The organism is Brevundimonas sp. (genome assembly GCF_041648615.1).
Taxonomy (GTDB): Bacteria; Pseudomonadota; Alphaproteobacteria; order Caulobacterales; family Caulobacteraceae; genus Brevundimonas.
The window spans coordinates 131,133-148,684 of the sequence record NZ_JBAZOS010000004.1 but is presented as its reverse complement, the minus strand read 5'-3'; the positions used below and the strand labels follow the sequence as shown (position 1 = coordinate 148,684).

Annotated in this window: 19 protein-coding genes; 9 read left to right on the top strand and 10 right to left on the bottom strand. The window is 68.7% G+C overall.

Annotation, left to right across the window (positions count from 1 at the left end; all coding sequences use genetic code 11):
* The coding region (locus WC555_RS03760) for an ABC-F family ATP-binding cassette domain-containing protein (protein WP_373251250.1) at nucleotides 1–786 on the bottom strand (786 nt) is incomplete at its 3' end.
* Nucleotides 787–929: 143 nt separating this feature from the next.
* On the opposite strand from WC555_RS03760, the gene ndk reads away from it, so the two are divergent.
* Nucleotides 930–1,349 (top strand): nucleoside-diphosphate kinase, encoded by a 420-nt coding sequence (gene ndk, locus WC555_RS03755; RefSeq protein ID WP_373251248.1) that lies wholly within the window; start codon nucleotides 930–932, stop codon nucleotides 1,347–1,349.
* A gap of 6 nt (nucleotides 1,350–1,355) precedes the next feature.
* On the opposite strand, the gene WC555_RS03750 is transcribed toward ndk, so the two are convergent.
* The 5 genes from WC555_RS03750 to WC555_RS03730 all read right to left on the bottom strand — a co-directional run bounded on the left by WC555_RS03750 (nucleotide 1,356) and on the right by WC555_RS03730 (nucleotide 7,659).
* Nucleotides 1,356–3,101 carry a SulP family inorganic anion transporter gene (locus WC555_RS03750; protein ID WP_373251247.1) on the bottom strand — a complete coding sequence of 582 codons (1,746 nt, stop codon included), beginning with the start codon at nucleotides 3,099–3,101 and terminating at the stop codon, nucleotides 1,356–1,358.
* Entirely contained in the window at nucleotides 3,091–3,363 is a 273-nt protein-coding gene (locus tag WC555_RS03745; RefSeq protein ID WP_373251245.1) for a helix-turn-helix domain-containing protein, read from the bottom strand. Before WC555_RS03745 ends, WC555_RS03750 begins: the two co-directional genes overlap by 11 nt.
* A gap of 176 nt (nucleotides 3,364–3,539) precedes the next feature.
* A complete protein-coding gene (locus WC555_RS03740; protein WP_373251243.1) occupies nucleotides 3,540–5,603 on the bottom strand; it encodes a M13 family metallopeptidase in 2,064 nt (687 codons plus the stop codon).
* A gap of 71 nt (nucleotides 5,604–5,674) precedes the next feature.
* On the bottom strand, nucleotides 5,675–6,280 hold the full coding sequence (gene purN, locus WC555_RS03735) for a phosphoribosylglycinamide formyltransferase (RefSeq protein ID WP_373251242.1): 606 nt from the start codon (nucleotides 6,278–6,280) through the stop codon (nucleotides 5,675–5,677).
* Entirely contained in the window at nucleotides 6,280–7,659 is a 1,380-nt protein-coding gene (locus WC555_RS03730) for a M20/M25/M40 family metallo-hydrolase (RefSeq protein ID WP_373251240.1), read from the bottom strand. The genes purN and WC555_RS03730 overlap by 1 nt, the downstream gene beginning before the upstream one ends.
* Nucleotides 7,660–7,783: 124 nt before the next feature.
* Between WC555_RS03730 and WC555_RS03725 the strand changes: the two genes are divergently transcribed.
* The gene (locus WC555_RS03725) at nucleotides 7,784–8,242 is read left to right on the top strand and encodes a hypothetical protein (protein WP_373251238.1); all 459 of its coding nucleotides are present in this window, start codon (nucleotides 7,784–7,786) and stop codon (nucleotides 8,240–8,242) included.
* Nucleotides 8,243–8,272: 30 nt separating this feature from the next.
* Here WC555_RS03725 and purM read toward each other — a convergent pair whose 3' ends face one another.
* On the bottom strand, nucleotides 8,273–9,310 hold the full coding sequence (purM, locus tag WC555_RS03720; protein ID WP_373251237.1) for a phosphoribosylformylglycinamidine cyclo-ligase: 1,038 nt from the start codon (nucleotides 9,308–9,310) through the stop codon (nucleotides 8,273–8,275).
* An 80-nt stretch (nucleotides 9,311–9,390) separates the two neighbouring features.
* Between purM and rnd the strand changes: the two genes are divergently transcribed.
* The gene (gene rnd, locus WC555_RS03715; protein WP_373251235.1) at nucleotides 9,391–10,539 is read left to right on the top strand and encodes a ribonuclease D; all 1,149 of its coding nucleotides are present in this window, start codon (nucleotides 9,391–9,393) and stop codon (nucleotides 10,537–10,539) included.
* 54 nt (nucleotides 10,540–10,593) lie between these two features.
* Nucleotides 10,594–12,108, top strand: coding sequence for a tryptophan halogenase family protein (locus tag WC555_RS03710; RefSeq protein WP_373251233.1), 1,515 nt, complete (start codon nucleotides 10,594–10,596; stop codon nucleotides 12,106–12,108).
* Nucleotides 12,109–12,133: 25 nt separating this feature from the next.
* On the opposite strand, the gene WC555_RS03705 is transcribed toward WC555_RS03710, so the two are convergent.
* Complete coding sequence (locus WC555_RS03705) at nucleotides 12,134–12,403, bottom strand: hypothetical protein (protein WP_373251231.1); 270 nt, start codon at nucleotides 12,401–12,403, stop codon at nucleotides 12,134–12,136.
* Nucleotides 12,404–12,406: 3 nt separating this feature from the next.
* On the opposite strand from WC555_RS03705, the gene WC555_RS03700 reads away from it, so the two are divergent.
* Complete coding sequence (locus tag WC555_RS03700; protein WP_373251229.1) at nucleotides 12,407–12,646, top strand: hypothetical protein; 240 nt, start codon at nucleotides 12,407–12,409, stop codon at nucleotides 12,644–12,646.
* 67 nt (nucleotides 12,647–12,713) lie between these two features.
* On the opposite strand, the gene WC555_RS03695 is transcribed toward WC555_RS03700, so the two are convergent.
* On the bottom strand, nucleotides 12,714–13,178 hold the full coding sequence (locus WC555_RS03695) for a peptidylprolyl isomerase (protein WP_373251227.1): 465 nt from the start codon (nucleotides 13,176–13,178) through the stop codon (nucleotides 12,714–12,716).
* A gap of 69 nt (nucleotides 13,179–13,247) precedes the next feature.
* On the opposite strand from WC555_RS03695, the gene WC555_RS03690 reads away from it, so the two are divergent.
* Both WC555_RS03690 and WC555_RS03685 read left to right on the top strand, forming a co-directional pair.
* Nucleotides 13,248–13,958: an RlmE family RNA methyltransferase gene (locus WC555_RS03690; RefSeq protein WP_373251226.1), complete on the top strand. Its 711-nt coding sequence runs from the start codon at nucleotides 13,248–13,250 to the stop codon at nucleotides 13,956–13,958.
* Nucleotides 13,955–14,998, top strand: coding sequence for a hypothetical protein (locus tag WC555_RS03685; RefSeq protein ID WP_373251224.1), 1,044 nt, complete (start codon nucleotides 13,955–13,957; stop codon nucleotides 14,996–14,998). The genes WC555_RS03690 and WC555_RS03685 overlap by 4 nt, the downstream gene beginning before the upstream one ends.
* Here the strand turns inward: WC555_RS03685 and WC555_RS03680 are convergent.
* On the bottom strand, nucleotides 14,995–15,543 hold the full coding sequence (locus WC555_RS03680) for a DUF2061 domain-containing protein (protein WP_373251222.1): 549 nt from the start codon (nucleotides 15,541–15,543) through the stop codon (nucleotides 14,995–14,997). The two genes, WC555_RS03685 and WC555_RS03680, sit on opposite strands and share 4 nt — an antisense overlap.
* A gap of 129 nt (nucleotides 15,544–15,672) precedes the next feature.
* Between WC555_RS03680 and guaB the strand changes: the two genes are divergently transcribed.
* Nucleotides 15,673–17,133: an IMP dehydrogenase gene (gene guaB, locus WC555_RS03675; protein WP_373251221.1), complete on the top strand. Its 1,461-nt coding sequence runs from the start codon at nucleotides 15,673–15,675 to the stop codon at nucleotides 17,131–17,133.
* Nucleotides 17,134–17,150: 17 nt separating this feature from the next.
* Nucleotides 17,151–17,552 carry an MAPEG family protein gene (locus tag WC555_RS03670; protein ID WP_373251220.1) on the top strand — a complete coding sequence of 134 codons (402 nt, stop codon included), beginning with the start codon at nucleotides 17,151–17,153 and terminating at the stop codon, nucleotides 17,550–17,552.

Sequence of the window (17,552 nt, the reverse complement as noted above, 5' to 3'; positions counted from 1 at the left end):
GAAGCGGTCGACGAAGGCCTGGAGGTGGGCGCGTTCGGCGTCCTGCTTGGCCTTGGCCGACATCTGCAGCCGGGCCTTTTCGGCGCGGGCCTTTTCGAACTGGTCGTAGTTGCCCGTGTAGAGCTCGAGCGTCCGGTTCGCGAGGTGGAGGATGTGGGTGCAGACCTCGTTCAGCATCTCGCGGTCGTGGGAGATGATCAGGGCGGTGTGCGGGTATTTCTTGAGGCGCGCCTCGAGCCACAGGGCGCCTTCGAGGTCGAGGTAGTTGGTCGGTTCGTCGAGCAGCAGCATGTCGGGCTCGGCGAACAGGGCGGCGGCCAGGGCCACGCGCATGCGCCAGCCGCCCGAGAACTCGGACATCGGCCGCTGCTGGTTTTCCTGGTCGAAGCCGAGGCCGACGAGGATTTCGGCGGCGCGGGCGGGGGCGGCGTCGGCGTCGATCTCGATCAGCCGGGTCCAGATCTCGCCCATCTCCTCGGGCTCGGCGGTTTCGAGCCGGCCCAGCAGGGTGTGGCGCTCCTCGTCGGCCTCGAGGATGGTCTCGAGCACGCTGACCGGGGTGGCGGGGTGTTCCTGATCGACCGAGCCGATGCGGGCGGTCTTGGGCAGGCTGATCTCGTCGCCGCCGGCCGCCAGTTCGCCGAGGATCAGCTTGAACAGGGTCGACTTGCCGATGCCGTTGCGGCCGACCAGGCCGACCTTGGCGCCGGGCGGCAGGGAGACGGAGGCGTCCTCGAGGAATTTGCGGCCCCAGGCGTTGAAGGTCAGGTCGGTGATCTGGAGCATGGTCGGTCGTGATCTCGGGCGGCCCCAACGCATCGAACCGCCTTGCGGCGCGCGATAGAGGCAAAATTGTGTGGCGGTTGGAAACCGGGGAGGGCGCCGCTATAAGCCCGCAACCTTCAATCTCCCAACAAGAAGTCACCTCCATGACCGAACGCACCTTCTCGATCATCAAGCCCGACGCCACGCGCCGCAACCTGACGGGCGCCATCAACGCCGTGATCGAGGGCGCCGGCCTGCGCATCGTGGCCCAGCGCCGCGTCAAGCTGACCGACGCGCAAGCGAAGAAATTCTACGAAGTCCACGCCGAGCGCCCGTTCTACGGCGAGCTGGTCGGCCAGATGACCGCCGAGCCGGTCGTTGTCCAGGTGCTGGAAGGCGACAACGCCGTGGCCAAATACCGCGAAGTCATGGGCGCCACCAATCCGAAGGACGCCGCCGAAGGCACGATCCGCAAGCTGTTCGCCCTGTCGATCGGCGAGAATTCGGTCCACGGGTCGGACTCGATCGAGAACGCCGGCATAGAGATCGCCCAGTTCTTCACCGACGACCAGATCGTCGGTTGATCCGGGTCATCCTGTCGTAGTCCGGGCGGCCGGTTCTCCAGACGGAGGGCCGGCCGTTTCGCTGTCCGGTCCCCCCGATCCGTTGAGGACACGCCGTCGGGCGGCCTCGAAGGTGCGGACGAAGCGGACCCGCTTCAGGACGGTCTTGGGCGTCGTCTGCAGGAGGCCGCGCAGCACTCCGTGGCCGGCCCCGACCACCAGCACCTCGTCCCCCTCGTCCAGCAGGCGCTTGAGCAGGTCGCCGAAGGCGAAGGCGCCGGTCGGATCGATCAGGGGAACCTCTTCCAGGCGCAGGACATAGATTCGTTTTCGCGTCCCGATCCGGTCCAGCGCGTCCTTGACCACCCCCGCGCTGCCGAAGAACAGCGGCCCCCGGAAGGTCAGCACGCCGATGTCGTCCGGCAGGCCATAGTTGGGCGCATAGCGGCCCCCCGCCTCGGAATGAAGGTCCTCCGCGTCGCCCTCGATGATGGGGGGCTGGCCCTCGATCGAGGCCAACCCCGCCATCCGGTGCATGAAGACGAAGGCGGCCAGCACCATGCCGACTTCGATGGCGACGGTCAGATCGACCAGCACCGTGAGGCCGAAGGTGGCCAGCAGCACGGCGCGGTCGCCATGCGAGGTGCGCAGGATCAGGCGGAAGCGGTGCGCCTCGGCCATGTTCAGCGCCACCACGACCAGGATGGCCGCGAGCGCCGCCATGGGAACCAGCTTCATCACCGGCGCCAGCAGCAGCATGAAGAGCAGCAGGAAAACCGCGTGCAGCATGCCGGCCACGGGGGATCGGGCCCCGGAGCGGATATTGGTCGCGGTCCGGGCGATGGCCCCCGTCGCGGGCAGGCCGCCGACCGTCGCCGAGGCGATATTGGCCACGCCCTGGGCCACCAGTTCGACGTTGGACCGGTGACGCCGGCCCGTCATCTGGTCCCCGACCACGGCCGATAGCAGGGACTCGACTCCCGCCAGCAGGGCGATGGTCAGGGCGCTGGGCAGCAGGGCCACCGCGTTCTCCCAGCGCCAGAAGTCCAGGCTGGGGGCCGGCAGACGGGCGTTCATCTCGCCGAAGCGCGAGCCGATGGTCTCGACGGGCAACTGGGTCAGGGCGACGAGGCCGGCGGCCAGAACGGTCACGATCAGGAAGCCGGGCGCGCGGGGCATATACCGGCGCAGCAGCAGAATTCCCGCCACGCAGACGCTGGACAATCCGAGGGCGGGCAGGCTCAGGGTGTCGCGCACCGCCCACAGAGCCTCGAGCTTGGGGATCAGTTCGGCGGGGACGTTGGCGGCCTCGAGACCGAGGATGTCCTTGATCTGGCTGGCCATGATGATGACGGCGATGCCGCTGGTGAAGCCGGTGGTGACGGGATCGGGGATGTATTTGATCAGGGTCCCGACCCGGGCCAGGCCCGCGACCACGAGGATCCCGCCGGCCATCAATGTGGCCATCAGCAGGCCGTCGTAGCCGTAGCGGGCGATGACGCCGTAGACGATGACGACAAAGGCGCCGGTCGGGCCGCCGATCTGGAACCGGCTGCCGCCCAGGGCCGAGATCAGCAGGCCCGCCACCACGGCGGTGACCAGGCCGACCTCGGGGGCCGCGCCCGAGGCGATGGCCAGGGCCATGGCGAGGGGCAGGGCGACCACGGCCACGGTCAGCCCGGCGATGGTGTCCGCGCGGAAGTCCGGCAGGCCGTATCCCTGACGCAGGACGGTGACCGACTTGGGCAGGAACAGCTTCCAGTCAGCGCTCATCGCGGTCTATCGCCTTTCTGTCGATCAGCCGGACGCCGCGGCCGACGCCCTGGCTGGGGACGCCCTCGACGATCAGTTCGACGCCCGCGTCGGAGAGAGCGGTCATCACCTTCTCGAGGCTGTCGACCACAGCCCGCACCGAGCCGTCGCAGGCCTCCATGCGCTGGACGGTCTGGGTCGACAGGCCGGACAGGCGGGCCAGCTCACGCTGGTCGATCCCGAGCAGGGCGCGGGCGGCGCGGATCTGGGGGCCCGTGATCATCAGAACCTCTTAGCTGGTATTTTAAATATCACATAAGTGAGACAGAACCTCAAGCATCTTCGACCGACGCCAGCCGCCTGGCCGCCTGGCCGCCTGGCCGCCCGGACGACGCGCTGTCGCGAACGAAAACGGCCCCGGCGATCGCTCGCCGGGGCCGTCATGGCGTGCGGGTCCGCCTACCAGATGCGGGCGCGGGCCTCGGGGGCGAGGTATTGCTCGTCGCCGGGCTGGACGCCGAACGCCGCATACCAGGCGTCGATGTTGCGCGGCGGCACGGCGGCCCGATACTGGGCCGGGGCGTGCGGATCGACGGTGACCTGCTGGCGCAGGGCCTCGTCGCGGATGTTGGCGCGCCACACCTGGGCCCAGCCGAGGAACACCCGCTGATCCCCGGTCAGGCCGGCGATCACCGGCGCTTCCGCCCCGTTCAGCGACATGTGGTAGGCGTCGAGCGCCAGCAGCAGGCCGCCCAGGTCGGCGATATTCTCGCCCATGGTCAGATCGCCGTTGACGCTGGCCCCTTCCAGCGGCGTCAGGGCCGAGTATTGCGCGCCGAGCACCGCCGCCCGGGCCTCGAATTTGGCGGCGTCCCCGGCGGTCCACCAGTCGCGCAGCACGCCGTCGCCGTCGGTCTTGCGGCCCTGGTCGTCGAAGCCGTGGGTGATCTCGTGGCCGATGACGGCGCCGATGCCGCCGTAGTTGACCGCCGGATCGGCGTTGGGGTCGAAGAAGGGGGCCTGCAGGATGGCGGCCGGGAAGACGATCTCGTTGCGCGGCGGGTTGTAGTAGGCGTTCACCGTCTGCGGGGTCATGCCCCATTCGAGCGGGTTCACGGGCTTGCCCAGCTTGCCGAGGTTGAAGGCCCATTCGAAGGCCGCCGACCGCTCGACATTGCCGTACAGGTCGCCGGGCTCGAGGCGCAGGCCGTCATACTCGCGCCATTCGTCGGGGTAGCCGATCTTCACCCCGAAGCGGCTCATCTTGTAGAGCGCCTGCTGTTTGGTCTCGGGGCTCATCCAGTCCAGCCCCTCGATACGGGCGGTCATGGCCCGGCGCAGGTTGGCGACCAGTTCTTCCATCTGGGCCTTGGATTCGGCGGGGAAGTGGCGCGCCACGAACTCTCGGCCCAGCACCTCGCCCAGCGAACCGTCGACCTGGGCCACGCCCCGCTTCCAGCGCGGCCGGTTTTCGGGCTGACCGCCCAGGACCTTGCCGTAGAAGTTGAAATTGTTGTCGACGAACGCGCTCGACAGCCAGGGCGAGGCCTGGTCGACGACGTGGAAGGCCTGCCAGGACTGCAGGGTCGGGATCGGGGTCTCGGCGAACACCCGCGCCATGCCGGGGAAGGCGGTGTTGTTGGCGGCGATCAGGACGGGGACGTCGGCGACGCCGGCCCCCCGGGCCCAGGCCGACCAGTCGAAGCCCGGCGCGGCGGCCGCGAGTTCGGCGAGGGTGGCGGGATTGTAGATCTTGTCGATCTGGCGGTTCTGGACCTGGGTCCAGTGCTGTTCGGCGATGCGCGTCTCGAAGGCGACGACATCGGCGGCGGCCTGCTCGGGGGCGGGCCAGCCGGCGAGTTCGAGGGCCTTGGCGACATAGGCCTGATAGGCCGTCTTCTGCGTCGCGAAGCCGGCTTCCAGATAGTAGTCGCGATCCGGCATGCCGAGGCCGCCCTGGGCGACGTAGGCGCTGACGGTGTTCGGGTCCTTGAGGTCCTCGAAGATCTGCGCCGCGAACAGGCTGGCGCCGAAGCCGCCCTGGGTCCGGCCCATGAGGGCGGCGATTTCCTCGCGCGTATCGGCGGCGCGGACCTCGGCCAGGTCGGCCTGCAGCGGCGAGGCGCCGAGACGCTCGACCGTCGCCTCGTCCATGAAGCTGCCATAGAAGGCGCCGATGCGGGCCGCGTCGGGGCTGGAGGCCGGGTTGGCGACGCTTTCCTCGATGATGGCGCGCAGGTTGTCCTGCGACCGGTCGCGCAGCATGTGGAAGGCGCCGTACGAGGTCCGGTCGGCCGGGATCGGGGTGTTCTTCAGATAGGTCCCGTTGGCGTAGCGGTTGAAGTCGGCGCCGGGCCGGACGGTGGCGTCCATGCCGCCGACGTCGAAGCCGAACGCGCCGATCTCCGCCTGACTGGAGGAGGGTATCTCCACGATGGGCGGCGCGGACTGGGCCGAGGCCACGCCGGCGGCGAGAATAAGGGCGGCGCCGGCGGCGCAGGCCATGAGACGAAGTCTGAGCATGAAAGCCCCCGTTTGAAACCGGCGGCAACCTGACCCAGGTCCGGACCGCTGTCGCCAGCAAACAGCCGCTATTACGGATTTCTAATCTGGCGGCCGCAGAAGTCGGCCAGCGCCCGGGGATAGAGGGCGTGCTCGGCCGCCAGAACGCGCTGGGCCAGGGAGGCGGGGGTGTCGTCCGGCAGCACCGGAACCGCCGCCTGGCCCAGCACCGGCCCCTCGTCCACGCCCTCGGTGACCAGATGGACGGAACAGCCGGCCTCGGCGTCGCCGGCGGCGATGGCGCGCGCATGGGTGTCGAGGCCGGGATATTTGGGCAGCAGGCTGGGATGGATGTTCAGCATCCGGCCCGCCCGCCGTTCCACCAGCCAGGGCGTCAGCAGCCGCATGTAGCCGGCGAGGGCGACGACCTCGACGTCCTGGGCGGTCAGGGCGGCGTCGACGGCTTTTTCATGGGCCTGACGATCCGGACCGAAGGGCCGGTGATCGACGGCGGCGGTCGCCACGCCCTTGGCCCGGGCGACGGCCAGACCGCCCGCGTCAGGCTTGTTGGACAGGACCAGGACCACCTCGAACGGCGCGCCGGCCTGCTGGCCGGCGTCGATCAGCGCCGCCATGTTGGAGCCTGCGCCCGAGATCAGGACGGCCACGCGAACGGGGCCGGAGACGCGGTCGGGCATCAGGGCGCTCGCGGGGCCGGGTCGCCGACGGAGACGAACGAACCGGCCGGGCCGGGGAAGACCACCGGGCTCTCATAGCCGTCTTCCGACACGGCCGAGACGCCGAAGAAGAAGTCGTCGATGACGATGTTGCGCAGGACCAGTTCGGTCGCCGATCCGGCCCAGCGGCTGTGAGTCCATTGCGGGGCGGTGGTGGAGCGCCACCAGACGCGATAGCCCGCCGCGCCGGGCACGGCCTGCCATTTGATCGTGGTGTCCGGCTTGACCGCCCCCTCGATGGTGACGCCCAGCGGGCTGGCGGGGGCGTTGGCCAGGGCCGCCATGGAGACGATGTTCAGCCGCGCGACCTGGCCCAGATAACCGAAGTCGACGCCCTCGATGGTGTCGCCGTATTCGACGCCGTTCTCGGTGCGCAGGTCCTGGTGCTGGCGGTCGTAGTTCTCAGCGCCCTCGGAGATGCGGACGGCGGGGAAGCCGTGACGCAGCATCTCGACCTGGTCGCCGCCGCGGCCGTAGCGGTCGGTCCGGTAGATGAGCTCGACGTCGAAATTGGCCAGGTAGCGGTCGGCGACCCCGTCGACGAAGCGGGCGAGGTTGCGCGAGGACGAGTCGACCTCGCCGCCGTTGTAGCGCCGGCGCTCTTCCTGGGCCTCGGTCTCGACGGTCTTGGTGCCTTCCGAGAAGACGCGGACGCGGGTGGTGTCGCGGACTCCGGACTGGCCTTCGGAATTGCCGACGATGTCGTTGTTCAGATTGGCCTCGACCCGCCAGCCCTGGGCCTGGGCGTAGTCGGCCAGGATCTTGCCGCCCAGCAGCCCCTGTTCCTCGCCCGACAGGGCGGCGAACACCAGGGTGGCGTCGAAGCGGTGTTTCGACAGCACCCGCGCCGCCTCCAGCACCGCCGCGACGCCTGAGGCGTCGTCATTGGCGCCCGGGGCGTCGGCGGTGAAATTCATCACGTCGGTGACGCGCGAATCGATGTGGCCCGAGATGACGATGACCCGGTTCGGGTCCCCGGTTCCGCGCTGGATGGCCACGACGTCGACCACCTCGGTCGGAGTCGGCACGCGCGGGCCGGTGACGGTGTCCGAGGGGGTGAAGATGGTCAGGCAGCCGTCGCAGTCGCGACTGATCGCCTCGAACTGTCCCTGGGTCCAGCGCCGCGCCGCGCCGATGCCGCGCGTGTCGGACTGCGTCTCGGACAGGGTGTGGCGGGTGCCGAAGCCGACGAGGGCCTCGATATCCGTCCGCATCCGTTCGGGCTGAACATCGCCGGCCAGCCGATGCAGCAGCGCCTGTTCCTGAACCGGGGCCTGGGCCGACGCATCCGATGCGGCAACCAGCATCAGTCCGGCCAGGGCGACAGAAAACATACGCATCGGCGACCTCGTTTGCGGGGAGGCGCGGACCTTGCCGGGCGGGTCCTTCCGGGTCAACGGCGGCGCGACGCTTGCACCGGGCTCCGGGCTCGGAAACAGTGGCGGGACGTCCGGAGGTTTCTCGATGCTCGCTCTCGTTATCGCCGCCGCCCTCGCGGTCTCGGCGCCCCCCGACATGACGCGCAGCGTCCTGGCCGATGTCTGCCTGCCGTATGTGAGGGGCGAGGCCAGGGACACCGTCGCGCTGGAGTTTCTGGGCTTCGTCGCAACCCCCGCCTCGGACGAGGACACCCTGAATTTCCGGAGCGAGGATGAGGCGTATCTGCTGCGGCTGACGACCACGGGCAGCGCGGTCGACAACGATCTGAACCGGGTCTGCGTGATCCAGGCCCGTCGCGGCGGTCTGGAAGGCGCCCGGACGTCGGTCCAGCCGGTGCTGCGCGATCAGGGCTTCGCCCCCGAGGCCGGTCAGCCGGCGGACCGGCCGATCTGGACGAAGGGACCGGTGACGGTGTCCCTGCGTCAGAATCCCGGCGCAGCCGCGATTGTTCGAGTGACCTGGAGCAGTCTGGACGCGGAATAGACCCTTCGGCCGCTGCGTCGAGCCGGGGCCCTAGGCGGCTTCCAGCTGCCCGCAGACGAAGGCGACCTCGCCGTCGTTCAGCAGGGCGGCCAGCACCGGCTCGGCGTTTTCGGGCGCGACGATCAGGATGAAGCCGACGCCGCAGTTGAAGGTGCGGCGCAACTCGTGATCCGAGACGCCGCCCACCTCGCCCAGCCACTGGAAGACGTGCGGCACGGGCCAGGCGTCCCAGTCGAAGCTGGCCTGCAGGCCGTCGGCGATGCAACGCGGCGGGTTTTCTATCAGGCCGCCGCCCGTGATGTGGGCCGCGCCCTTGATCAGGCCGGCCTTCATCAGCGGCAGCACCGGCTTCACATAGATGCGGGTCGGCTCCATCAGGGCCTGGGCCAGGGTGCGATCCCTGGCGAAGGGGGCGTCGTCCCCCCACGACAGGCCGGATTTCTCGACCACCTTGCGGATCAGCGAATAGCCGTTCGAGTGCGGGCCCGATGAGGCCAGGCCGATGATGAGATCGCCCGCCGCCTGACGGTCCAGATACGGCAGGGCGTGGCCGCGCTCGACGGCGCCGAGCGAGAAGCCGGCCAGGTCGTAGTCGCCGCCCTGGTACATGCCGGGCATTTCGGCGGTTTCGCCGCCGACAAGGGCGCAGCCGGCCTGACGGCAGCCCTCGGCGATTCCGGCGACGACGCGTCTGGCGGCGTCGATCTCGAGCCTGCCGGTGGCGTAGTAGTCGAGGAACAGCAGGGGCTCGGCGCCCTGGGCCAGCAGGTCGTTGACGCACATGGCGACCAGATCGATTCCCACGCCGTCATGCCGGCCGGTCTCGATGGCGATCTTCAGCTTCGTGCCGACGCCGTCGGTGGTGGCGACGATCAGCGGGTCCACGAATCCGGCGGCCTTGAGGTCGAACAGGGCTCCGAATCCCCCCAGCGACGCCTCAGCTCCCGGCCGCCGGGTCGATTTCGCCAGAGGCTTGATGGCGTCCACCAGCATCTCGCCGGCGTCGATATCCACACCCGCATCGGCGTAGGTCAGGCCATTGCGCAGCGGATCGGGGGTGTCGCTCATCGGTCACGGGCCTGAATCAGAGGGAGGTTTTCTGCCGCGGCTCTTGCCACAACCACGTTGCGCGGGGCTATAGCATCCGAATGACGCCCATCACCACCACCGAGGCGCTTCGCGCATTCTGCGAACGTCTGGCCGACCAGCCCTTCATCACCGTCGACACCGAGTTCATGCGGGAGACGACCTATTGGCCGCGCCTGTGCCTGATCCAGGCCGCGTCGGCCACGGACGCCGCCATCATCGACCCGATGGCCGAGGGTCTGGACCTGGAGCCGTTCCTGGAGCTGCTGCGCGATCCGAAGATCATCAAGGTCTTCCACGCCGCGCGTCAGGACACGGAAATCTTCGTCAAACTGGGCGCCATGCCGAAGCCGATGTTCGACACCCAGGTGGCGGCCATGGCCGCCGGCTTCGGCGATCAGGTCTCGTATGAGGCGCTGGTCCGCCAGATGCTGCGTCAGGAAGTCGACAAGGGCAGCCGCTTCACCGACTGGGCCCGCCGGCCGCTGTCGGACGCCCAGCTGGTCTATGCGTTGGGCGACGTGACCCACCTCGCGGCCCTGTATCCCAAGCTGCGCGACCGGCTGCAGAAGGAGGGCCGGCTGGACTGGGTCATGGCCGAGATGGAGGATCTGACCGATCCGGCCCTCTATGACACCGATCCGGAAAAAGCCTGGAAGCGGCTGAAGCCCAAGAAGTGGTCGGCGAAATATCTTTCGGCCTTCGTCGCCACGGCCGTCTGGCGCGAGCGCACGGCCCAGGAACGTGACCAGCCGCGCGGCCGCATTCTCAAGGACGAGGCCATCGACGAGATCGCGGCCCAGGGGCCGACCGATCCCGACGCCTTTAACCGCCTGCGCTCCGTGCCCAAGGGCTTCGGCGCCTCGCGCCTCGGCCTCGAACTGTCCGCCGAACTGAAACGCGTGCTGGAGGACCCGGAGGCCCACGCGCCCAAGCTGGAGCGTCCGGCCCACAACCAGCCGGCCCCGCCGTCGGTCGTCGAGCTGTTGAAGGTGCTGCTGAAGGCCAAGAGCGACAACGCCGGGGTGGCCACCAAGCTGCTGGCCAATGTGGCCGACCTCGAGAAGATCGCCCTGGACGACGAGGCCGACGTCGACGCCCTGAAGGGCTGGCGCCGTCAGCTGTTCGGCGAGGACGCGCTCAAGCTCAAGCGCGGCGAGATCGCCCTGGTCCTGAACGGGGCCCGGGTCGAGGTCGTCGAGATCGAGTAACGCCCCCGCGGCCGTCCAGGTCGGTCCCGCGAATGGCGGGACGAGGAAACCTTCATGTCCAGCGCAGACCCGACCGTCGATCGGCGCATCCGCTCGGTCGTGATCATCGGCGGCGGCACGGCCGGGTGGATGGCGGCTTCGGCCATCAACCGGCTGGTCGATCCGGGTCGGTTGAAGGTCACCCTGGTCGAGTCCGCCGAAATCGGGACGGTCGGGGTCGGCGAGTCGACCCTGCCTCACTTCCGGGCGTTCAACGCCAGCATCGGGGTGACCGAAACGGAATTCATGCGGGCGACCGGCGCGACCTTCAAGCTGGGCATCCGGTTCGAGAACTGGGGCGCGATCGGGGAAAGCTATTTTCATCCGTTCGGCGTCCACGGGGCCGGCAATGAGGAGGCGCCGTTTCATCACTACTGGCTGAAGGCGTCGCGCACGGCGGACGTCGGCTCGATCGACGACTATGCGCTGCCGGCCGTCATGGCCCGCGACGAGCGCTTCACGCCGCCGACCAGCGAGCCGGGTGCGCTGGGCTCGACCTTCACCTATGGCTATCAGATGGACGCGGGTCTCTACGCGGCCTTCCTGCGCGGTCGCGCTGAAGCCGCCGGCGTGACGCGGGTCGAAGGCAAGGTCGTCAAGGTCAACCAGGACGACCGCGGCCTGATCCGCTCGGTGACGCTGGAGCGCGGCGAAACCGTCGAGGCGGACCTGTTCATCGATTGCTCGGGGTTCCGCGGCCTGCTGATCGAACAGGCCCTGCAGTCCGGGTTCACCGACTGGTCGCACTGGCTGCCGTGCGACAGCGCCGTGGCCATTCCCTGCGCTCTGAGCCGGCCGGGCACGCCCTACACCCGCGCGACCGCCCTGAAGGGCGGCTGGCAGTTCCGTATCCCGCTGCAGCACCGGGTCGGCAACGGCTACGTCTACTCCAGCGATGTGATGGATCGTCAGGCGGCCACCGACGAACTGGTCGGCAGGCTTGAAGGCGAAGCGCTGGCCGAGCCGAACCACCTGCGCTTCAAGGCGGGGCAGAGAACGCGCAACTGGATGGGCAACTGCGTCGCCGTGGGCCTGTCGGCCGGCTTCATCGAGCCGCTGGAATCCACCAGCATCTACCTGATCCAGAAGGCCATCACGACGCTGATAGAGCTGTGGCCGGACCGGACGTTCGACCCGGCCGACAGCCGGGAGTTCAACCGGGTGATGGACATGGAGGCCGAACGCATCCGCGACTTCATCATTCTGCACTACCACGCCACCCGGCGGGACGATTCTCCACTGTGGGACCATGTGCGCACGATGGACCTGCCGGACAGCCTGGCCGGCAAGATTGATCTGTTCCGCAGCCGGGGCCTGGTTCAGCAGTACAGGGAGGGTTTGTTCGCCCACCCCAGCTGGGTCGCCGTCTTCCTCGGACAGGGCGTCACGCCGGACCGTCACCACCCGCTGGCGGACAAGGTGGCTGACGCACAGCTGATCCCGGGTCTGGCGGGGCTGCGCGAGGCGATCCGCCGCGCCGTCGTCGCCATGCCGGGCCACGACGCCTGGCTCGGCGGCGTGCAGCGCTGACGAAAGAGGTCGTAGGGATCGAACGTCAGGCGGTCAGGGCGACGATCTCGCGTGCCAGATTGGCGCGCGCCGGCGCCTCGAACCGTTCCGCCCGGTCCGGATCGGCGAAAAGCCGTCCGCTGTCGAGAAAGCGGCCGAGGATGGCGGCCCGGCCGGCCCGGTACAGGGGGGTGGGCACGTGGCGGTATTCGTGCCGGATGGCGGCGGCGTAGGCGTCGTACCGCTCGGGCGCCGCGCCGAGGATCGACAGATCGATGGAGACCAGCCGGGCGCCGAGGGCGTCGTCCGGCTCCACGGAATGGCCGGCCGTCAGCAGGATCAGGCGGCCGACTTCGTCGATGAAGGCGCGTTCGACGCCCGCCGCCGACAGCCGCTCGACCGCCAGCTTCGCGCTTTCGGCCTCGTTGTCGTTGCGGGTCGCGTCGTAGATCGCGTCGTGGAACCAGATGCGGCGTCCATCAGGCTGCGCTGCTCATCGGGAAAATCCGTCGAGGCCGCGACCTGGGCCAGACAATCCTCGATGTGCGTCATCGTGTGATAGCGCCGGTGCGGCTCGCCGTAGCGCGCGATGAGTTCTTCGCGAACCGCACCGGAGATCACGGTCGTCAGGCCACCGTCGCCTTGACGATCTTGCCCGGCGCGCGGGGCGGTTCGCCCTTGGGCAGGGCGTCGACATTGTCCATGCCTTCGATGACCTCGCCCCAGACGGTGTACTGGCCGTCGAGGAAGGAGGCGTCGTCCAGGCAGATGAAGAACTGGCTGTTGGCGCTGTTGGGATCCGAGGTGCGGGCCATGGAGCAGACGCCGCGGGCGTGGCGCTCTTTCGAGAACTCGGCCTTCAGGTTCGGCTTCTTCGATCCCGAGGTGCCGGTGCCGGTCGGGTCGCCGCCCTGGGCCATGAAGCCCGGAATGACGCGGTGGAAGACCACGCCGTCGTAGAAGCCTTCCTTCGCCAGCTCGGTGATGCGGGCGACGTGGCCGGGGGCCAGATCGGGGCGCAGCTTGATGACGACGTCGCGTTGTTCGCCGTCGCCGGTGTCGAGAGAGAAGGTCAGGGTTTCGTCGGCCATCGGGCGCGCTCCTTTGTGAATTGTCGCGGGTGCATAGCCCGCAAACCCCTCCGGGGCTATGTGGATGCGATGACTGACGAAGAAAAGCCCGTAGAACGCCGCCGGATGGTGCGCCCGCCCCCGGGCGGGACCGCCGCCGGCCGCGGCATGGGCACCAAGATGAAGACGGCGGACACCAAGTCGATGTCCAGCCAGCAGTGGATCAAACGCCAGCTGTCGGACAAATGGTCCGAGAAGGCGCGCGCCGAGGGCTGGCGCAGCCGGGCGGCCTTCAAACTGCTGGAGATCGATGACCGCTTTCATCTGATCAAGCACGGCAGCCGGGTCATCGATCTGGGCGCCGCGCCGGGCGGCTGGGCCCAGGTGGCGGTCAAGCGCGGCGCCACCTCGGTGGTCGGCGTCGACCTGCTGATGATCGAGCCGATCCCCGGCGCGACCATGCTCCAGGCCGACTTCACCCATCCGGGCGTGGACCAGCAGATGATGGAGCTGCTGGGCGGGCCGCCGGACCTGGTGCTGTCCGACATGGCCCACAATACGGTCGGCCACCGCCAGACCGACCACCTGAAGATCATCGCCCTGATCGAGATCGCCGCCGACTTCGCCATCCGCACCCTGCGGCCGGGCGGCAATTTCGTGTCGAAGAATTTCCAGGGCGGCGACGCGGGCGGCGTGCTGGCCCGGCTGCGCGCCGAGTTCGAGACGGTCAAATACGTCAAGCCGGCGTCGAGCCGGAAGGACAGCGCCGAGGTGTTTCTGGTGGCGCTGAACAAGCGATGAGTCTGATCGCGCTCCTGACCGGCCTGATGGTCGTCCCGGAGCCGGGCGTGGTGACGGCCGCGCCGGTGGAGGACCTGATCGGCCAGCCCGTGGCCTATGCGGCGTCCCGGTTGGGCGCCACGCGCGATCCCGCGCCGGCGATCACCATCATCGACGGCGGAGGTCGGCTGGACATCTATCCGGCGGCCGAGATGGTCCCGCCCACACCGCACCCCCTCACGTGCGACGTCGCCCTCGCGCCGCCCGAGGTCCTGGCCGAGGTGCGGACGAGCGGCATCCCCCTGTACGCCATCACCCGAAGCGGGTCGCGTTATCGTCGCGTCGCCGCCGTCTATATCGTGGCCCGCGATGGCGTCGTGGTCTCGGTCCTCAACCCTCCTATGGCTGAAATCGCTCCGGCCCGGTCCGACGAGACCGATCGCGATCGCGTCCGGCGCGTCCTGTATGAGAACAAGGACCCGTGGCTGTCGGTGGCCCCCGGTCGGCTGCCCCTGTCGGACGGCGGCGGGTTTCTGAGCCGGCGAACGGACATGGCGGCCCCGGAAGGCGCGATGCTGGCGCACCTGTGCCAGACCGCCCTCATCGTACAATCGCCTCCGCCAGCGGCCCGCGACGACGCCGGGCTGCTCCAGGGGCTTTCGCTGCTGCCCTTCGCATGGCGCCTGAAGGGGCTGAACGCCGAGCGGGAGGGGAATCGGCTGGAAGGCGCCGCCCTGTTTGCGACGTTGCGCCCCGGCGATGGCGTTCCGGGCGGTCTGGACGCCTTTCTGGCGGCCCATCCGGGGGTCCGCAGGTACTCGGATGAACAGGACCCGGCCTATTCCGTGTTGGTGATCAATCTCGGCGCGGAGGCCAATAACAATCTCGCCCGCATGAACGGCGCCGCGCTGATCGGCGTCCGGGACGACCGGATCGTCTGGACGGGCGATGGAGGGGCCGCCGCCGGGCTGGGTCTGACCTCGGCCCTGTGCATTGATCGCCAGGCTACGGCGGCGGCGGTGCGGCCGGGGTGTTCAAGCACCGGCTATTTCAGCCCCTAGACGGCCGCCAGATCGGCCGCCCGCTTGGCCTTGCGCGCCTCGATCCGCGTCCAGATGCGGTCGTGGGCGGTGAAGAAGACGGTCTGCACCAGCGGTTCGATGATGCCGATGGCCAGGGACACGCGCCAGTCGCGGGTCAGGGCGAAGGCCACCGCCACGGCGACGACGAAATGCATCAGGCCATAGGTGACGGTCTTGAGCGCGACCTGTTTGAACGAGCGGGGCAGGGCGTGGCTGTGGCCGTCGTGGCCGTGGGCGCGCGTCTGTTCGTACGGGTCCATGATCTCGAGCCGCGCGGTGAAGGCCTCCGAGGCCTCCTCCAGACCTGAGAGCATCCGCCGGCGCTCGATCCGGTGCCAGACGCGGTCGTGGATCGAATAGGCGATGGTCTGGAAGAAGGGCTCGACCACGCCGACGGCCAGGGCCAGCCGCCAGTCGCGCGTGATGGCGAAGGCCACCAGGATGGCGACCACCAGGTGCATGACGCCATAGCTCGCGATCTTGAGCGCGAGGCGGCGGGCGGTGCTGATCAACAGGCGAACCATCGTTTTCCAGATGTGGGCCCGGGGCCGCAACGGCAAGGCAATTGTTCTTATCGTCACGATAAGGGCGGGCGGCCCTTGCGGTTCCATGCCGCTCACCGCTATACGCGGCCCGCAAAACGGAGACTCCTCATGGAGATACGCGAAGGGCTCACCTTCGACGATGTTTTGCTGGAACCCGGCCCGTCAGAGATCATGCCCGCGGACGCGGACGTCTCGACGAAGCTGACCCGCGACATCAGGCTGAACATCCCTCTGACCTCGTCCGCCATGGACACGGTCACCGAAAGCCGGCTGGCCATCGCCATGGCCCAGGCCGGCGGTCTGGGCGTGCTTCACCGCAACATGACGGTCGAGGAACAGGCCGACCAGGTGCGCGAGGTCAAACGCTACGAAAGCGGCATGGTCATCAATCCGGTGACCATCACGCCGCAGACGACGCTGGGCGAGATCCGCGCCATCGTGGCCAAGAAGAAAATCTCGGGCTTCCCGGTGGTCGATCCGAAAACCGGCAAGCTGGTCGGCATCCTGACCAACCGCGACATGCGTTTCGACACCGACCCGAACCGCAAGGCCATCGAGCTGATGACCACCGGCGATCTGGTCACCGTGCGCGAGGGCGCCGGCCGCGACGAGGCCCGGGCCCTGCTGCGCGACCGCAAGATCGAGCGCGTCATCGTCGTCGACGAGGACTATCGCGCCACCGGCCTGATCACGATGAAGGACATCGAGAAGGCCCAGGCCCATCCCCACGCCGCCAAGGACGACCAGGGCCGCCTACTGGTCGGCGCCGCCTCGACCGTCGGCGACGCGGGCTATGAGCGGGCCATGGCGCTGGCGGAGGCCGGGGTGGACGTGGTCGTCATCGACACCGCCCACGGCCATTCGATCCAGGTCTCGCGCGTGGTCGAGCGCATCAAGCGCGAATCCAACCGCATCCAGATCATCGCCGGCAATGTCGCGACCTATGACGCCGCCCGCGCCCTGATCGATGCGGGCGCGGACGCGGTGAAGGTCGGCATCGGCCCCGGCAGCATCTGCACCACCCGCATCGTCGCGGGCGTCGGCGTGCCCCAGCTGACCGCCATCATGGAGGCCGTCCGGGCGGCGAAAGAGTCCGGCGCGCCGGTCATCGCCGACGGCGGCATCAAATATTCGGGCGATCTGGCCAAGGCCATCGCGGCCGGCGCCTCGGTGGCCATGATGGGTTCGATGTTCGCCGGCACCGACGAAAGTCCCGGCGAGGTCTTCCTGTACCAGGGCCGGTCCTACAAGTCGTACCGCGGCATGGGCTCGGTCGGGGCCATGGGCGCCGGCTCGGCCGACCGCTATTTCCAGAAGGAAGTCGAGGACACCCAGAAGCTGGTGCCCGAGGGCATCGAGGGCCAGACGCCGTACAAGGGGCCGATCGCCCCGGTGTTGCATCAGATGGTCGGGGGGCTGCGCGCCGCCATGGGCTATGTCGGCGCCGCCAACATCGCCGATTTCCAGCAGCGGGCGCGGTTTGTCCGCATCACCGGGGCCGGTCTGCGCGAGAGTCACGTCCATGACGTGATGATCACGCGCGAGGCGCCGAACTATCGTCAGGGATGAACGGAGAGGTTCAAGCCATGGATATGACGCCTGAATTTATCGTCCTGGCCTTCACCCTGATGCTGGCGATCGTCCAGATCGGCTGGGCCGGCGCAGCGCGGACCGCCGAACTGGGCGTCAAATGGAACGCCGGCCCGCGCGACGGCGAGACGCCGCCGCCCGGAAAACTGGCCGGCCGGCTGATCCGCGCCCAGGCCAATCTGTTCGAAACCCTGCCGATCTTCGCCGCCGCCGTGATTATGGCGCATGTGGCTGGCAAGGACGGCGGCCCCCTGACCCTTTGGGGAACGCATCTCTATCTTTTCGGCCGCGTGATCTACCTGCCGCTCTACGCCTTCGGCGTCGCCTATGTCCGGTCTCTGGTCTGGGGCGTGTCGTTTGTGGGGCTGGTCATGGTTATCGCGGCCCTGTTCGTTTGA

Excerpts from the sequence above, each read along its gene's own strand:
- WC555_RS03730 (WP_373251240.1), bottom strand. The coding sequence starts at position 7,659 with ATGCGTATGTTTTCTGTCGCCCTGGCCGGACTGATGCTGGTTGCCGCA.
- WC555_RS03695 (WP_373251227.1), bottom strand. The coding sequence starts at position 13,178 with ATGGCCGACGAAACCCTGACCTTCTCTCTCGACACCGGCGACGGCGAA.
- WC555_RS03685 (WP_373251224.1), top strand. The coding sequence starts at position 13,955 with ATGAGTCTGATCGCGCTCCTGACCGGCCTGATGGTCGTCCCGGAGCCG.
- WC555_RS03740 (WP_373251243.1), bottom strand. The coding sequence starts at position 5,603 with ATGCTCAGACTTCGTCTCATGGCCTGCGCCGCCGGCGCCGCCCTTATT.
- rnd (WP_373251235.1), top strand. The coding sequence starts at position 9,391 with ATGACGCCCATCACCACCACCGAGGCGCTTCGCGCATTCTGCGAACGT.
- WC555_RS03670 (WP_373251220.1), top strand. The coding sequence starts at position 17,151 with ATGGATATGACGCCTGAATTTATCGTCCTGGCCTTCACCCTGATGCTG.
- WC555_RS03680 (WP_373251222.1), bottom strand. The coding sequence starts at position 15,543 with ATGGTTCGCCTGTTGATCAGCACCGCCCGCCGCCTCGCGCTCAAGATC.
- WC555_RS03700 (WP_373251229.1), top strand. The coding sequence starts at position 12,407 with ATGGCCGGCCGTCAGCAGGATCAGGCGGCCGACTTCGTCGATGAAGGC.
- purM (WP_373251237.1), bottom strand. The coding sequence starts at position 9,310 with ATGAGCGACACCCCCGATCCGCTGCGCAATGGCCTGACCTACGCCGAT.
- WC555_RS03745 (WP_373251245.1), bottom strand. The coding sequence starts at position 3,363 with ATGATCACGGGCCCCCAGATCCGCGCCGCCCGCGCCCTGCTCGGGATC.
- WC555_RS03710 (WP_373251233.1), top strand. The coding sequence starts at position 10,594 with ATGTCCAGCGCAGACCCGACCGTCGATCGGCGCATCCGCTCGGTCGTG.
- guaB (WP_373251221.1), top strand. The coding sequence starts at position 15,673 with ATGGAGATACGCGAAGGGCTCACCTTCGACGATGTTTTGCTGGAACCC.
- WC555_RS03725 (WP_373251238.1), top strand. The coding sequence starts at position 7,784 with ATGCTCGCTCTCGTTATCGCCGCCGCCCTCGCGGTCTCGGCGCCCCCC.
- purN (WP_373251242.1), bottom strand. The coding sequence starts at position 6,280 with ATGCCCGACCGCGTCTCCGGCCCCGTTCGCGTGGCCGTCCTGATCTCG.
- WC555_RS03750 (WP_373251247.1), bottom strand. The coding sequence starts at position 3,101 with ATGAGCGCTGACTGGAAGCTGTTCCTGCCCAAGTCGGTCACCGTCCTG.
- ndk (WP_373251248.1), top strand. The coding sequence starts at position 930 with ATGACCGAACGCACCTTCTCGATCATCAAGCCCGACGCCACGCGCCGC.
- WC555_RS03690 (WP_373251226.1), top strand. The coding sequence starts at position 13,248 with ATGACTGACGAAGAAAAGCCCGTAGAACGCCGCCGGATGGTGCGCCCG.